This is a genomic window from Flectobacillus rivi, from assembly GCF_030056655.1.
Taxonomy (GTDB): domain Bacteria; phylum Bacteroidota; class Bacteroidia; order Cytophagales; family Spirosomataceae; genus Flectobacillus; species Flectobacillus rivi.
On the sequence record NZ_JASHIE010000003.1, the window covers coordinates 261377 to 278409 of the forward strand.

The 17033-nt window shown below is 37.2% G+C and carries 13 protein-coding genes; 3 read left to right on the forward strand and 10 right to left on the reverse strand.

Annotated elements, in window-relative coordinates; translation table 11 throughout:
• Positions 1-126 precede the first annotated feature (126 nt).
• The 7 genes from QM481_RS05425 to QM481_RS05455 all read right to left on the reverse strand — a co-directional run bounded on the left by QM481_RS05425 (position 127) and on the right by QM481_RS05455 (position 7906).
• On the reverse strand, positions 127-1320 hold the full coding sequence (locus tag QM481_RS05425; RefSeq protein WP_283380954.1) for a redoxin domain-containing protein: 1194 nt from the start codon (positions 1318-1320) through the stop codon (positions 127-129).
• 199 nt (positions 1321-1519) lie between these two features.
• Positions 1520-2578 carry an asparaginase gene (locus QM481_RS05430; protein ID WP_283380955.1) on the reverse strand — a complete coding sequence of 353 codons (1059 nt, stop codon included), beginning with the start codon at positions 2576-2578 and terminating at the stop codon, positions 1520-1522.
• A gap of 571 nt (positions 2579-3149) precedes the next feature.
• The gene (locus tag QM481_RS05435) at positions 3150-3914 is read right to left on the reverse strand and encodes a TatD family hydrolase (RefSeq protein WP_283380956.1); all 765 of its coding nucleotides are present in this window, start codon (positions 3912-3914) and stop codon (positions 3150-3152) included.
• A 30-nt stretch (positions 3915-3944) separates the two neighbouring features.
• A complete protein-coding gene (locus QM481_RS05440; RefSeq protein WP_283380957.1) occupies positions 3945-4976 on the reverse strand; it encodes a glycosyltransferase in 1032 nt (343 codons plus the stop codon).
• 29 nt (positions 4977-5005) lie between these two features.
• Positions 5006-5656, reverse strand: coding sequence for a polysaccharide deacetylase family protein (locus tag QM481_RS05445; RefSeq protein WP_283380958.1), 651 nt, complete (start codon positions 5654-5656; stop codon positions 5006-5008).
• Positions 5657-5820: 164 nt separating this feature from the next.
• Positions 5821-6954 carry a glycosyltransferase gene (locus QM481_RS05450; protein ID WP_283380959.1) on the reverse strand — a complete coding sequence of 378 codons (1134 nt, stop codon included), beginning with the start codon at positions 6952-6954 and terminating at the stop codon, positions 5821-5823.
• Positions 6944-7906 (reverse strand): lysylphosphatidylglycerol synthase transmembrane domain-containing protein, encoded by a 963-nt coding sequence (locus tag QM481_RS05455; protein WP_283380960.1) that lies wholly within the window; start codon positions 7904-7906, stop codon positions 6944-6946. The genes QM481_RS05450 and QM481_RS05455 overlap by 11 nt, the downstream gene beginning before the upstream one ends.
• A 63-nt stretch (positions 7907-7969) precedes the next feature.
• Here QM481_RS05455 and ruvC point away from each other — a divergent pair, with 63 nt between their 5' ends.
• Positions 7970-8533 carry a crossover junction endodeoxyribonuclease RuvC gene (gene ruvC, locus QM481_RS05460; RefSeq protein ID WP_166552045.1) on the forward strand — a complete coding sequence of 188 codons (564 nt, stop codon included), beginning with the start codon at positions 7970-7972 and terminating at the stop codon, positions 8531-8533.
• Between the two features lie 154 nt (positions 8534-8687).
• On the opposite strand, the gene QM481_RS05465 is transcribed toward ruvC, so the two are convergent.
• The 3 genes from QM481_RS05465 to QM481_RS05475 all read right to left on the reverse strand — a co-directional run bounded on the left by QM481_RS05465 (position 8688) and on the right by QM481_RS05475 (position 13768).
• Positions 8688-9914, reverse strand: coding sequence for a hypothetical protein (locus QM481_RS05465; protein WP_283380961.1), 1227 nt, complete (start codon positions 9912-9914; stop codon positions 8688-8690).
• An 87-nt stretch (positions 9915-10001) separates the two neighbouring features.
• Complete coding sequence (locus tag QM481_RS05470) at positions 10002-11978, reverse strand: thioredoxin domain-containing protein (RefSeq protein ID WP_283380962.1); 1977 nt, start codon at positions 11976-11978, stop codon at positions 10002-10004.
• A gap of 143 nt (positions 11979-12121) precedes the next feature.
• Entirely contained in the window at positions 12122-13768 is a 1647-nt protein-coding gene (locus QM481_RS05475) for a T9SS type A sorting domain-containing protein (RefSeq protein ID WP_283380963.1), read from the reverse strand.
• A gap of 237 nt (positions 13769-14005) precedes the next feature.
• Between QM481_RS05475 and QM481_RS05480 the strand changes: the two genes are divergently transcribed.
• Entirely contained in the window at positions 14006-15595 is a 1590-nt protein-coding gene (locus QM481_RS05480; protein ID WP_283380964.1) for an NAD(P)/FAD-dependent oxidoreductase, read from the forward strand.
• A gap of 277 nt (positions 15596-15872) precedes the next feature.
• Positions 15873-16499, forward strand: a complete 627-nt coding sequence (locus tag QM481_RS05485) for an NUDIX hydrolase (RefSeq protein WP_283380965.1) — start codon at positions 15873-15875, stop codon at positions 16497-16499.
• The last annotated feature ends 534 nt before the right edge of the window (positions 16500-17033 follow it).

Below are 17033 nucleotides of genomic sequence, written 5' to 3' on the forward strand. Positions count from 1 at the left end.
GTAAGCCGTAGGCATTAAGCAAAAGAGCTTAAGTTATTTCATGAGAAATTCATTTCAACATTTAGCCTAGAGCTTAAAGTGGGTAAAATTTATTTTAATTTTGCCTACTAACTTCATTACAAGCTTTTATTTCTTGTCCGAAAAAACTAAAACTTCAATTTGTCTAGTGGCATCCTCTAATTTTAGTCCCAGTTTTTCTAGTTCCTCGACATAGGCTTCAGGTTTTTCGAGATACCACGGGAATTTATAATTTAGCTTATCTATTATATGCGTTTCATCTACAATAGGTACTCGAAGCTTTTGTTCCAAAAAATCTGATAAAGGCTTTATATTAAGACCCTTAACCTCTATCCCATTACCTGAAAAGCTATATGTTCCTTCTTCCTGATTCTCAGATTTCGATAGACTAAATTGATCTTTTATCATTTTCAATACTTTCACTTTGCGTTCACGTAATTCAATGCTTGCATATAAGGGGGAGTAAACTTGCATATATCGCATCAAAGATGATTTGGCTTCCTCCTCTGTAAAATCGGCAGCTTTCAATTCAAGACATATAGAAGTTTCTTCTCCGAATACCCTATATTTCGAATTTACAGATAACCACTCGGAGCGCGTAAAGGGATTAATTCCTGTTATTTCTCGGTAAATAATGGTTGGATTTACATTAACAAAAGTCATTTTACCATTCATAAATGAAGTTGACATAACTGGCAAACCATTCAAATACGGTGTTACTAATATTTGTACCCCTTTTCCTTTAGAATATGTTGCCAAATCATTATCTGAGTTAAAATCAAGCCTTTCTTCTTTCATTACAATATCCACCTTCTTTCCTTTAAGCAACTGTTCCATATCTGTATCTCTCAATTGGTCAACTGATGGAATAGCACTTACAATTCCGTTTCTATCAATAATCACCGTATGCGGAATGCCTCTGTGTGGAAAATACTTCTCGTATTGATCAATAGAATCCAAAACGATTGGAAGACCAATAGGTTTATTTTTCAGGAACTTTTGTAATCTACTTCTTGAATCACTAGCAATAGTAATCACCTTTAGTCTATCTGGGTACTTTTTCTGCCAACTTTCTAAACGAGGCAATTCAACTATGCATGAGGCACACCACGTAGCCCAAAAATCAATAATAACTACCTTCCCTTTAAAATCAGAAAGTTTGTAACTCGATTTGGTGTCGTTCAAGACATCTGTAAAGTGAATATCAGGGGCAGGTTTGCCAATGAGTTTGGACGATTGAGCGGATATATTGAAGGTGATTAGTAAAGTAAAAGCAATAAGTGCACATTTTATGTAGGTCATCGAATTGTGTAGTTTATATAAATTAATAATTTTAGAAGAACTCAGAAGTGATGGCTGGTATGTAATAGGAAGTTCAACTTTGTGTTTTCAACGATAATAATTTTGTTTTATTTTATTCCTAAAAATAAAAATTGGAGCCTTTTCAACAAAATATTCTGCTAAAAAAACTCCAATTATGCGTTAAAATACCTATTACCAACTACGACATTTCGCCAGCCAAAGGCTTTTTCAAAATCGCTTTTATCTCTTCTTTCTCATTGGCTTTGCCCAAAGCATACATCATTTTGGTGACTGCTGCTTCTGTTGTAAGGTCTGCGCCACTCACAACACCTACTTCCTGCAAGAAATGGCTGGTTTCGTATCTTCCCTGAATCACTCGTCCTCCATTACATTGAGATACGTTATAAATGATTATTCCGTTGTCGATACTTTGTTGAATCAAATCTAAAAACCATTGCTCAGTTGGGGCATTACCCGAGCCGTAAGTCTCCATGATAACACCGCGTAACCCTTCAATACCGAGAATACTTTTCACAACTTTTTCAGAAATACCTGGAAAAAGCTTCAAAATCACCACATTTTCATCCAGCTTAGTATTGACTTTCAACTGTACGTTTTGTTTGTAATGACCAATGAAAGGATAATTGTATTCAATTCGCACACCTGCTTCAGCTAGTGGAGGATAGTTTTCGGATTCAAAGGCATTGAACTGAACACTTTCATGCTTACGTGCACGATTTCCTCTCAACAAAAGTGAATTAAAGTAAATGCAAACCTCAGAAATTATAGGTCGACCGTTTTGTTTAGCTGCCGCAATTTCAAGTGCTGTAATAAAGTTTTCTTTAGCGTCTGTACGGGCTACACCAATGGGCAACTGCGCGCCAGTTAGAATCACGGGCTTATTGAGATTTTCTAATAAATAACTCAAAGCCGATGCCGTATAAGCCATCGTATCGGTACCATGAATAATGACAAATGAATCGTATTCATTGTACTTTTCTCCAATAATTTCAGCAAGGCGTATCCATAAAGCAGGCTTGATGTTAGAGGAATCAAGGAGGTTTTCGAAAGTAAGCACGGTGATTTCAAAATCCAAACGTGCCATTTCTGGGAGATTGTCGGGGATTTGAGCAAAATCAAAAGGCACGAGGCTATCAGAATGATGGTCGTAGGCCATTCCTAGCGTTCCACCAGTATAAATCACCAGCACCCTCGAATTACCCGAGGATTTAGTTTTAATCTTAATTGTTTTGTACATATTTAGTTTGGGGGATGAATTGTGGCGCAAAAGTACTGAATTACACCAGCAATCAAAACGCAAACGAAGAATCAAGCTATTGTTGAGGAATTTGAAAAAAAGCGAAAAAATGAGGCTAGAGTAGATTTTGGAGGATAATTTCCCGAAGTATAGGAAATGACCAAGACTATTTTACGGTGATTTTGGGAATTATCGGAGAAAAAAAGATTTACATTTTGCGTCATTTTTTTTGAACAGTTAGAAACTGTCAAAAAAAATAGGTCCAAGTGAAACACTTGAACCAGAGTGATTTTGGGAATTGTCGGAGAAAAAAGATTTACATTTTGCGTCATTTTTTTGAACAGTTGGAAACTGTCAAAAAAATAGGTCCAAGTGAAACACTTGAACCAGAGTGATTTTGGGAATTGTCGGAGAAAAAAGATTTACATTTTGCGTCATTTTTTTGAACAGTTGGAAACTGTCAAAAAAATAGGTCCAAGTGAAACACTTGAACCAGAGTAATAAGTCAATAATTCCGTTTAGCGGGTGAATTTATTCACCCGTTACGAAAAATACAATGTTTCATTGATGCTTAAGCTAACAAATCTTTGGCGTTTTGAGTAGTCTTTTCTAAGACTACGCTTACGTCGCATTGATGCCAATCTGCAATCTTTTGGGCGACTAGAGGCAAATACGAAGGTTCGTTACGTTTTCCTCTGTATGGAACTGGTGCCAAATACGGTGCATCCGTTTCTAATACTAATTTATCTAAAGAAATATGTGGTATCACTTGATCCAAACCTCCATTTTTGAAAGTTGCCACACCGCCAATTCCCAAAAGGAACCCTAGTTCGACAGCTTTTTGAGCTTCTTCCAATGTACCGGTAAAGCAATGAAAAATGCCTTTTAAATTAGGGTCTGCATTCTTTTCGATCAACTCTACCGTTTCCCAAAAAGCATTTCTTGAATGTATGTCTATCCAAAGGTTGTGCTTCTTTGCCAAGACACATTGTTGTAAAAATGCTTCTTGTTGTTGTGCAAAAAAAGTTTTATCCCAATATAAATCCAAGCCTATCTCACCAATCGCGATGAATTTTTCTTTCGCCAAATAATCTTCTATAATTTGTATTTCTTTCTCAAAATCTTCTTTTACATAACATGGATGTAAACCAATCATGGGCAAACATTTCTCGGGATATGCTTTTGCTAATGCCATCATGCTATCGATGGTTTCATGATTACAATTGGGCATCCAGATTTGTTCTACTCCAGCATCAAAGGCACGCGCCAACATTTGTTCCATATCCTCGTTGAATCCTTCATCGTAAATGTGTGCGTGGGTTTCTATAATATTCATTATAATCGTTGTTAATGGTTATCTCCCTAATCAGGAGTAAATTCTTCCTTTCCAGTCTATTTTAACAGGAATTGCATAAAAAATTACCATGGTAATTTGCCACCAATTGGCATATAATTCATAGCTCAACAAATGCCGTATTAAATGAAATTGTTTGAGTTTGACAATGGTTGGTAATACCGTCAGAGTTTGTCCTAGCCATTTGATTACCCAAATGCCAAGGGCAATTTTCCATGAATGTAAGCAAGCAACTGCCACAAGAATCGGCAAAAAGAGCGCTTGACAATACAGCAAAAATACAATCCACCACGGACATTGCAAAGCTCCTACCATCCAACGTTTTCGCTGATGTAAAAATTCCTTCAAGCTTGTCATGGGTAAAGTCTCGGCAAAAACCTGCTGATTAATCGAGTTTCTAAAACTAAATCCTTGCTGTACTACTTCATGAAATAATGCAAAATCTTCCGTAATCGAAAAAGGTATTTTGGCATAACCTCCTGTAGCTTCATAAGCCTCACGAGTCATACCTGAATTATTTCCCAAGCCAGTTAATGGTAGATTAATGAACGCAGCTGTTCTGAGTAAAGTAAGCGCATGTAGCCAGTCGATTGATTGATATTGATGCCAAAGTGATTTGCCTCTAACCGCAGTTACTCCAACTTGATGCCCCAACTTAGGATTATTTTCAAAACCTTTGATCATTCCTGCAATCCAATTAGGGTTTACTTTTACATCGGCGTCGGTAATCAAAAAATATTTTCCCTTAGAATACTCATAAAGATTAGCCAGCACATTAGCTTTCCCTCGCTGATTATTGATTGTTTTTTGGATTGAAATCAGCTCAAAATAAGGCTTATCTTGGATATATTCTGCCACTAATCTGGCAGTTTGGTCGGTAGATTGGTCATCCCCAATTAAAACTTGTAATTGATTTTTGGGAAACTTGGTGGCATCTATTGAAGCAAGACATTCTATAATATTCTCCTCTTCATTTCGTGCTGCAATCCAGATGGTTACCAAAGGTTTTTTCTCAGCAACTAATACAGTCTCATCAATTTCCATATAAATACAATCCATTAAATTTCAACACTTTAAGATAGGCTTCTAAACTCAAACCCTTTTTCTTTAAAATGTTCTAAATACCTTGGTAAAGCATAACTCATATTTCGATCAGCTTTAATACTGTCGTGAAAAACCACGATAGAACCAGATTCTGTGTACTGAATGCTTTTTTGTAAAACAGTTTCTGGACTCAGATTTTGAGAAAAATCTCCTGTCAACACATCCCACATCACAATCTCATGAGAAGTTAAGATACTTTTTGCTTGTGACTTTTTGATTCTTCCATGTGGTGGTCGAAACTTTGGCTTTTGTCCTCTAACGGCGCCTTGGTGTTGATTAATCCACGTTTCACATTTCAAAAAATTCCCATAATACAACTCATTTTCAGTTTTCCAACCTCTCAAATGATTAAAGGTATGATTGCCAATCAGATGCCCCTCCGCTATCACCTTATCCATAATATCGGGGTGCTTATAAATATTGTCACCTATGCAAAAAAAGCTTGCTTTTGCCTCAAACTGTTTGAGTGTATCTAACACAAATTCAGTCACTTCAGGAATTGGTCCATCATCAAAAGTCAAATAAATCACCTTTTCATCTCCGAGGCTAGACTTCGGAATACGCCAAGTCATTTCTTGATAAATAGCTCGAAAAAGAAAGTTGCTTTTATGTAAAAACATAAGATAAATAGGTTAGTGATGAGTTGTGAATGTAATTTTTTTAATTATCACTATTTTTTATTCACAATTGGTTAAATCTTGTTTTGCACGATTACAAAATTCTCAAACAAAAAAGATAAAATCTTTTTACCATCTTCAAATCATCAAATTTTCAAATCTTCAAATTAAAAATGTCTCCTTCCCTTCCAAACATATCCTTTTTTCCAAGCCGAAATACCGAAAAACACTACGTAAAATGGATATAAAACCTGCACTAAGGGAATGTATTTAATATAGGAACTCTTCTTGAAAAAAGACAAGACTGGCGCTAAAAATAGGTATTCTGGTAAACAACGAACTAGCCAAAGTACCATAAATTGAGAGGTTGTTAAATCGTTTCTAAGCCATAAAATTGGACTTAAAAGCATACCAAAATTAAGGGTAAAAATAGCAATTGCCAGAAAAGTGACTTTCCAATCTTTATAATGATTCCATTTGCTGGCCCAGCGTTTGCGTTGTTGGACAAATGTACGAAGGTTTTCCTGTGATTGAGTAAAAACAATATTAGGTTGATAATGAGCAAAAACGATTTGATTTGGGTATTTTTCGGCAATTTTATGCATCAAAAACTCATCGTCTCCAGAGGCGATATGCTCATTTCCATCAAACCCGTTTACTTCTTCAAATACGGCTTTTGGATAAGCAATATTCGCACCGTTGCACATATTCGGCTTGCCGATCATCATAGCACAAGCTCCTGAACCAACCAAACTAGCAAACTCAATACTTTGCAAAACAGTCCATAATCGACCATTGGGAATAAACGTGACACCTCCGCTAATAAGCTTGGCATTTTGTCCTTTGTACAATTGTTGCATTCCTAACAACCAAAATTCTCCTACTCGACAATCCGCATCGGTACATACTATTAGCTCACCTTGCGCTTTTTGAACCCCTATTTTTATCGCATTCTTTTTACCTCTTATATCAAACTCCTCCAAATGAATAATATGAACAGGAAAACCCAACTCGTTGCGTAAGTTTTCAATTTGAAAAACGCTGTCATCCGTTGAATGGTCGTTGATAATGATGACTTCTAATAGTGTTTTGGGATAACGTTGCTTAGCCAAATCTCGAAGCAGATAGGGAATATTCAAGGCCTCATTTCGGGCAGCAACAAGCACCGAAATGGTCGTATCTTTGGGCACTTTTCGCATAAAACGTTTGCCAAAAGTTACCTTTTTAAGCCAAATACCCGCTAATGTGAAGGTAAATAAGGCATAAATCGCCACCAAAAAAAGTAAGATATTAATGAGCATTTTTTCGAGTAAAAAGTATCCAAATACTGCCAATCAGTACAGGAATTCCAATATTTAAGAGCCAAAGACTAAAAGTAGCTGTAATCACTTGGTTGATATCAACGGCGTAATGTCTCATGAAGTAAATAGCAGAAAGCTCACGGACGCCCAAATCACTGACAAAGTTTAAAGCTGGAATGATGGTTTTTGCCAAGAAAACGCTATTTACGATGGCCAAAGTATCTACAAATGGTAATTTGACCCCTGCCCAATTGAATAGCAAACAAAACTGTAAGATAAAAACCAAATGACGCATAATTCCAATCGCAAACAAACTTCGCCATTGTTTTTTTCTTAGGGTATAAATAGCCTCTAAAACCTGCTGGATACGCTGGTATTTTATAAGCTTTTTTTGATTTCTCAAATACCAGATTACGATTAAAGCAATTATACAGAAAGCAGGAATCCCAAGGATTAAATAGCTTTCGAGGGAATTTTTCAGTCCAAATTTTTGAACAATATAAATCAATCCAAAATAGCCAAAGCTGATAGTGACGATTGTCTGAATAACACCACTTACAATACCTACCCCTATTCCTTCGGTTTTCTTTTTAAGGTTTATGATTCGTCCTGCCACATCGCCTGTTCCGCTTGGCAATAGCATACCAAGTGCCAGACCAGTTAAGACCGATTTAAAAGCCTTCACCGTTGAAATGGGTTCAATGTGTTGTAAGAGTGTTTGCCACTTCAATGATTCCAAGGTCCAATTTAGCCCCATCAGTGTCAAAAGAATTATCCAAAAATAAAATGGTGTCCCCCGCCATGAACTCAAAAACGTAGTCATAAGTCCCTCAAACCCTTGCTGTTGGTGCTGTATTGTACTAAAAAGCGCATACATCACGGTACAAAAGAGAAGGATTCGAACTACAAAAATGAGTTTTTGACCAAAATATTTACCCAAAGCTTCTTTCAAATTCTATAAAATTTATTGATTACCTTTGCATCGAATCAATTTTGAAACAAAGTTACACTTTACATGGCAGAGTCTGTTGAGAAAATCATTTTAGGAGTTGACCCCGGCACCCGATTTATGGGATACGGGGTGATATTGGTGCAACGTGGAAATATCTCAGTTTTGCAGTACGGTGTAATCAATGTGAGCAAATATGCTACACAGGAATTGAAACTAAAAAAAATCTTCGAAAGAATCATCGGGATTATCGAAGAGTTTTCGCCAGACGAAATGGCTATTGAAGCCCCATTTTTTGGAAAAAACGTACAATCAATGCTCAAACTTGGACGTGCACAGGGTGTGGTAATGGCTGCGGCTCTTTCCAGACAAATTCCGATTGTAGAATATTCTCCCAAAACGGTCAAACAATCTGTAACAGGCAACGGAAATGCTTCCAAAGAACAAGTTGCAAGTATGCTTGACCATTTATTGAAAATGAAATTAGAACCTGAAATGTTTGATGCTACCGATGCCTTGGGGATTGCAGTATGTCATCATTTTCACGGCAATAATATTATGGCAACTAATAAGGGTACGAAAAAAGGCTGGGCAGCTTTTATCAATGAAAATCCCAATAGAATTAAATAAGGTAGCATTGCTGTAGGCTGTAGGCTTTATGCCGCAGGCTAAAAGTTTAAAAGTATTTCTCAGGAAATAATTGAAGCATTTTTCCCTATTGCCTACAGCTTACCGCCTAATGCGTACTCATGCAATTTTACTTTGCATGAATACTTAAGTGTTCTCATTTTCTGATAAACTCTATCGCCTCAGAGTATTTTTTATCCGCATAGAGTAAAATCTCCTCTTTTTTGCTTCCATTCTCAAAAGAAATAGCCGTAGTATTGGCTCCCTCTGTTCCTGTATTGACCGAATAAACCGTTAGGATATTTTGACCGACTGGACTCATGGGTAATTCAAGCACTTTTGGTTTTTTGGTCAAAGTGTAGTTTTCAATCAAATATTTTCCATTCCAACAGACTGACACAATATCTCCATCTTCATTTTCGTGGTCATAAAGAGATAACAAAATGGTAGTTTGTGCAATCTGAAAGCGCTTCTTTATCACTACTTTACGCTGTATTTCACAGAGAGATTTAGCAATAGGTTTCCTCGCTTTTTGTAATTGAACCACAGGCAACTCATAGCTCATTTGGAGCGAAATTACACTAGCATTTTCTCGAAGCGTTTGTCCTGCAACAGGTTGATTTTGAGCATATCCCACAAATTTTGTTTCAGAAATAGCCTGATATGGAATGCCAAATCGTATGCCGAAGTTCAAGGCTCGACCATCGTCGGCTGGTCGCCAATAGGTTTTTCCTATTTCTACAAAAAACAAATAGCTATAGGGGTTTGTAATGGTATTTTGTAAGGTAAATCCTCTCCCATCATAAATCCATGTGTCAGAGTCTTGCATAGATTTTGACTGAAAATTCATCGATTGTACGCCGAGTTCGAGATAATTACGTAATTCACCAAAACCTCTTCTTCCTTTCGAAATAGATGAATACATGACACTTCCCCAAAAACCTGTGTTGCTGATGGTATTCACCCAAGAACTAGCCTCTTTTCCCTTGATAAAAAACTTGATATTTTCATCAAGCGCATAGCTATGAGGAGACTTGGTATAGTGTGCGCCCACTTCGAGTCTAAAAAGTCGATTGTTGCGAAATAGTTTTTGATAATTCAGTCCTAAACCGAAAGTACCTACAAGACCAAATGCCTCTGTTCCGCCATTTTTATTGACTGTAAAATTGATAGGTAGTGGAAAAAATGGTTTGGGGATATTACTAAGAGCACTCGAAGAAAAACCATCCGAAACAGGAATACTTTGCGGTAGTCCCAAAGACACCAAGCTAGCCATAGGTCTGATACCCAATTGGGCACTCCCTTGTTTGCGACTGAGTTGGGCAAATGATTGACAGGAAAAGTATAGTAGAATAAAAAGACTTCGAAGAAATAGGGTTTTCATGGCGCAATAGGTTTTTGAATTTATTCAAATTAAGGAATAAAAGCCATAAAATAAAAATGGTCAACCTTTTGGCTGACCATCTTCGAGTTATAAAATTTGTTCCCAAGCCTCCTCGACAGTTTGGACAGGTCGGCGACATGCTTTGTTAAAACAAACATAAATGTTGGTTTGCCCATCAAATGCCGTTCGATGTTCGAGCAGCGGAAGCTCACTTTTATCTTTAGTAGCTGATAGGACTTTATTAGGAAAATACTTTTGGTCAATCTTAGCTCTAAAAGTCAAATACTCCTCTCCAACTATGGCAATTTCGACTGTTGGAGTCACTAATTGAGATGCCAAACAAGCCCAGTTTGTAAGATAATCAACATTTTTGGTAAGCATATCTTTCATTTTGCCAACCATCAATTTTGACAAATCGATAAAATCCTCTCTATCCAAAATCAACCCAAGTGTATAAAAATTCTTAGCCATCATAGAGTTTGAGCTAGGAATCACATTGTCAAAAATTTCCTTTTTACGAACAATCAATGCCTCTGCATTTTTGTCGGTAAAGAAAAACAATTCATCCTGCTCATCCCAAAAGTTTAGATAAACATACAAGGAAAGTTTTTCGGCAAGATGTAGCCATTTTTCTTCAAAACAAACTTGATACAAGCTTGTAAATCCATCGATAACGGCTGCGTAATCCTCTAAAAATCCTGTGATTTTTGCTTCTCCGTTTTTGTAAGAATGCCATAACTGATTGTCATTCAACAAATACTTTTCGATAAAGGAAGCATTTTTCAAGGCTAAATCTAAGAACTTCTCTTCGCCAAAAACCTTATAAGCATCTACCAGACCTTTGAGAGCCAATCCATTCCAAGAACATAACATTTTATCATCGAGCCCTGGTTTGATGCGTTGGTTTCTGTGAGCCATTAAAAGCGCAATTTCTTCCGAAAAATCAGAATTTAAGAACGTATGATTTTTCCAAAGAATATTTACCCCATGTTCCCAGTTGCCTTCCATACTTACTTGATAAGCACGACAAAACTTATCAGCTTTTTCACCCAATACCTGATGTATTTCGGCATGAGTCCACACATAATATTTACCTTCTACCCCTTCAGAATCAGCATCTTGTGCAGAGTAAAACCCACCCTCTGGACTTAACATTTCACGTTCTAACCAATCTATCGTTTCGAAAATAACCTGCTGATAAAGCGGTAATTCTGTCAAGGAATAAGCCTCTGAATACAAGCTCAGTAGCTGACCATTATCGTAAAGCATTTTTTCGAAGTGGGGACAAAACCATTCACCATCAACCGAATAGCGCGCAAAACCTCCCCCCAATTGGTCATAAATACCCCCTTTGGCGATTTTACTCAAGGTCAATCGTAAATGTGCAAGAGCCTCCTCTTTTTTGTCTCCCCCTGCTTGAATATATCTTAACAAAAACAACCAAACCGAAGGCATTGGAAACTTTGGAGCACGTTCGAATCCTCCCCACCGAGGGTCAAAAGTACCTGAAAGCTTTTGGTACATTGCTTCCAAATCATCTATATTGAACCCAACCTCGTCAGATTGTAAGCCGTATTTTACAGACTCCAAGAAAGACATATTTTCGGTAAAGCCCTCCGCAGATTTTTGTAAATCTGGTAAATGGTTCTGGAATCCCTCGCTTACCGCATAAAGAAGCTTTTTCCAATTTATAGGAGGAAAATAGGTTCCCCCATAAAATGGTTTTCCATCGGGCATCAAGAATACATTAAGCGGCCATCCACCTTGAATTCCCATCGCCTGAACCGCATCCATATATATAGCATCCACATCGGGACGTTCCTCTCTATCTACCTTAATACTCACAAAGTGCTCATTCATAATCGCTGCAAGCTCTTCACTTTCAAAGCTCTCACGTTCCATCACATGGCACCAGTGACATGCTGAATAGCCAATACTGACCAGAATTGGCTTATTTTCCTCCTTTGCTTTGTCAAGTGCTTCTTTGCCCCATGGAAACCAATCTACAGGGTTGTGTGCATGTTGTAACAAATAAGGAGATGTTTCTTTTGCTAATCGATTCATAATTTTTGATATAAAAATGGTTGTATTTTAAGTATAAGATTAAATAAATGCTTGAATAGAATTTACCATTTTTAAAATTAAGGAGGCAAAATTAAAGATTTATGCTCTAAATGTGTTCCTCCAACACCATTACTAAGCAAAACTTAATTATTCGTCAAGAACACTTTTTGCTCCATCAAATGTCCTTGATTGTTTACTCTCAATATATAGATGCCAGTTGGCAATTTAGGATTAATAAACCGACGATTGGCAACAAAACTTTCATTGGTCAAATCATCCCAGTTTGCTTCAAATCTAATATTACCCTGTAAATCATACAATTGAACTGTCCCTGTGATTGAGCCTGAACCTTGATATTCAAGGTTAAAAGGTCCAACACTCGGATTGGGATACACCAGTATTTTTTCAGTAAACTTTTCCAACGCAAAAGCCTGTAAAAAGGTTTCTTTTCCCTTTAGTTCAATATTCTTAGTCCATGATCCAATTCGAATATTTAGATTAGTGGTAGCATTATCGCTAGCAAACTCATTGACTGCGGCTACCAAAACACTATCACCCTTGATGACTGCTCGCCAAATAGGATCATAATCTTGAAAATGCTGGTGAGCGGTTTTAGGGATATATAGAGAATAATCTCCTGTAAAAAAGTTTTTATAAGCAGACAAGCGATATAAGCCATTTACAAAATACTCATATTTATTAAGGTTCATGGTATCCTGTCTGGCAAGTGGGCCTTCCCAAAGAAAAATACCTTTAGCTCCAGAAAAGTAGGGCATAATCGCCTGAGCTTCAATCAAATGTTTGGGTAGTGATTGATTAAAGGCATAATTGGAGTTTTGACAGCGATTATAGCCCAACCACTCAAACAAAATAATATCCTTGTTGCTACGGGCACGATTTGCCTCTACTTGAAACAATTGATAAGCGACATTACTGTAATTGGGAAAATTACGATATTCATAACACAAATAAGCCGAAGGAGTCAAGTGGGTATTTTGCGCATAAAATGGGCCTCCTACTTTCTGGGTAAGGGAGTCTTTCATGTAGTAGTTTAGTGAGCTAGGATCATCCAAAATCGCTTTCCAAGAATAGCCAATGGGAAATTCTTGATTTTTGATAGGAGCATCACTGTAAGAGGCAATTTTTGTGGTTTTGGGAAAACCACTACCCCATAAATAGTTCATTGGTTGCGCATACAAATTCATTAAATCACGCTTATAACGCTCAATAAATACCGAATCTGAAAGGTTTTTATACTTTTGCGACACACCTGCTGACTGCTTCAAAGTCAAAATACTACCATTGGTGGGTCTTTCTCTTTCAATATCTAATACCAAAAAATCATACTGTGGAAATGTCTGCCCTCTTGTGTTATTAAATTCATTGGCAAAACTTTGCATACTACCTTTCCAATAAGATTGATATGATGCCAGATTATTATCCCAAGGACTTTCCAATTCATACCAAGGCTGCCCAGCAACACTGGCAACGCCATACCACAGAAATGCTCGGTTTTTTACAGGTAAATCCGAATCAAATTGATTATATCTCGCCAAATGACTAAAGCCATGCCTCAAAGGCTCTTGAACATCATTGGCAACTCTAGGCCCAGTGTAAACGTTCAAAAATGGCAACGAAAAGTTCGGAAATTGTTGCCAATTAATAGTTCCTTTGCTGGTTGATGGTGTAAAAATGAAGTTATTTTGACCAAATGAATGGAAAAAGTCACTCATCAAAACCATCCAACAAAGTACCATTATTGGAAGCTTATTTCTCAATTCTCTGAGCATAATTTGTATTTGGTTTATTTTGAACTTTTCTAATAATCAGAAAATAAATACTAGGCTATTTCAGTTCTATATTTCAAAGAAAACGATGAAATGAGAGAAATTTTCTGGTTCACTACTTTCTTTTTCCTAAAATCTTCACAATTCGCTCTTCCTAATCAAAAATGCCTAAGGAATAAGGAAACATCGTTCTTTTTTTGTTATTTTGTGAAAAATTTAAGGATAAAAACCTTACCAAAGATGAAAAAACAACTTTCTCTGGTGTTAGAACCAGAAATTGCATTTGACCAAGATAACTTCGTTAACAAGGTAAAAGATATTCTTCAAGTTTCAACAACTGAGGAGGCTCATGTAAGAGCCATCAAGCGCTCCATTGATGCGAGAGGTCGTCAGGTAAAAGTCAATGTAGAAGTCGAAGCTTTTATTAATGAGGCGCCAACCTCGATGATTGAATTTACCAAAGACTACCCTAATGTATCAAACGCCCCACAAGCTATTATTGTTGGAGCTGGTCCTGCGGGTATATTCGCTGCGTTACGTTTGATTGAGTTGGGAGTTAAACCCATTTTGATTGAAAGAGGAAAAGACGTCAGAACTCGTCGTCGTGACCTAGCTGCCATCAACAAAGATCATTACGTAAATCCAGAATCAAATTATTGTTTTGGAGAAGGTGGTGCAGGAACTTACTCAGACGGTAAGCTCTATACAAGAAGTAAAAAACGTGGGGATATTCGCCGTATCCTCGAAATTTTTGTAGCTCACGGCGCCACCGAAGAAATTTTGGTAGATGCACACCCTCACATCGGCACCAACAAACTTCCTAAAATTGTAGCAGAACTTCGTGAGAGCATTAAAAATGCTGGTGGAGAAGTTCATTTTGAAACCAAAGTCACCGATTTTATTCTTGAACAAAACACCCTCAAAGGCGTTGTTCTAGGAGATGGTCGCGAAATAAAGGGAATTGGCGTTATCTTAGCTACAGGACACTCGGCTAGGGATATTTTTGAACTTTGCCAACATAGAAATATTTATATCGAAGCCAAGCCTTTTGCTATGGGAGTGCGCATAGAACACCCTCAAAGTTTGATTGATTCGCTTCAATATCATCGTAAAGAACGAGGACAGTATTTGCCTGCAGCGTCATATAGTTTGGTTGCACAAACTTATTTTAAGGGTGTTCAAAGAGGCGTATTTTCTTTCTGTATGTGCCCAGGTGGATTTATTGTACCTGCCGCTACAGCACCAGGCGAATTGGTAGTTAATGGAATGTCACCTTCTCGAAGAGATTCAAAATTTGCCAATTCGGGAATGGTTGTAGCAGTGAACGACATAGACCTTGAGCCATACAAAGAGTATGGTGCTTTGGCTGGTTTGCAGTTGCAAAAAGAACAAGAACAACGTGCTTGTCAAATGATGAACGGCACGCAAGTAGCACCCGCACAATTAGTAGGTGATTTTTTACAACAAAAAGTATCAAAAGAACTCCTCGAAACTTCCTATCAACCAGGTTTGAGTAGTTCAGATATGCTCGATGTACTGTTTCCACATATTGGAAAGCCTCTTCAAGATGGTATCAAACAATTTGGTCAAAAAATGAAAGGTTACGGAACCAATCTTGGGCAGATTATCGGTATCGAGAGTCGCACTTCTTCTCCAGTACGCATTCCGAGAGATAAAGAAAGTTTAGAGCACGTCATTGTTAAAAGGCTATATCCTTGTGGAGAAGGAGCTGGCTACGCTGGAGGTATTATGTCGGCAGCGATGGATGGAGAACGATGTGCGGAACAACTCGTCACTCGATACGCTCCTAATAGCCATTACCATTTGTAACCCAAATATAAAACCTAGCTCTAATCGTTTGAATGAAGAAAAACCAACTTTTTATTAAACGGTTAGGGCTATTTTAAGCGTTTGATTTTCAACCGAAAGGACAGAAAATTAAGTTTTATCCTAAACAGAAATGGCGATTTATTTGTCATATAATTATATTATCTTACCCAAATGACAATGCTAAAGTTTGTATATATGCTCATTTCCTACTAATTTATATCAATTTTATACATTCTATTTAATAACAAAACAATCGACATTGCTATTGAGATAATTTATGACTGACTTCAATCACTTTATCGACAACTTGAGACAGCGCTTCACATTACCTCTTCCGGGTGAGAGTGCCCATATTCGTATGGCATCAAGTTCGAGGTTAAAGTTTAAGTTAGGTCCTAACGAAAAAACTCGACAAAGTGCCGTTTTGATTTTGTTCTACCCGCATGAAGGAAAAATATATCTCCCTTTGATTTTACGGCCAGCATACGACGGGGTTCATGGAGGACAAATGGCGTTTCCAGGAGGGAGAAAAGAAAGAGAAGATGAAAATCTGATAAGAACAGCTATGAGAGAAGCCCAAGAAGAAATTGGGGTTCGTCTTACTGATGTGAAAGTATTGGGTGAAATTTCTAAATTATTCATTCCACCTTCAAACTTCTATGTCCAACCAGTCATTGGTTACATGGAAAAAAGACCTGAGTTTTACCCAGACCCTAGAGAAGTAGACCAAGTAGTCGAAGTATCGCTTGATGAATTGTTAGACCCTGCCAATATTGGTAAAAAAACTTTGAATGTTAGAGGCACAGAAGTTGAAGCTGCCTTTTTTGACATTCAGGGTCATACTGTTTGGGGGGCAACTGCAATGATGATCGCCGAAATGATTGATTTGATTCAATCATCATGATTAACGTTACTCTCACTTAATTCTATAAATTACACCCAATAAAAATACAAAAATCTGCATTCTGGATTTCTTTATTATTATTCTTGTTATTTATTCTTTTCATACAAAATTACTGTTATAATTTTTTCTTTGCTGACGACTACCACCTACTAAGATATGTTACAGATTCTCAACGAGCCAGTAGTTTTAAAGAGCAATTTTTGCTATTGATTGATTTACATAACGAGCACCGGATAATATCTCCTCGATTATTTACTCTTTTTGCTTATAAAATCGAAGGATTTATTAATTGGAAAACATTCAACACTATTTCCTTATTCTACTATCTTGGGGTTTGTTGGATATTTAATCTTTTCTTTGAAAAACTTAAAATATCGGCTTGGTATTTTCTTCCCATCCCACTCCTGTTATTCCAACCAATTGCTCACGAAAATATCTATTGTACCATCTCGGTACTTCAGCAGGTAGGCAATTTGTTTTGGGCAATGCTGCTGTTTTGGCTCATTACGAATCCAAATAGGAAATACTTTTACG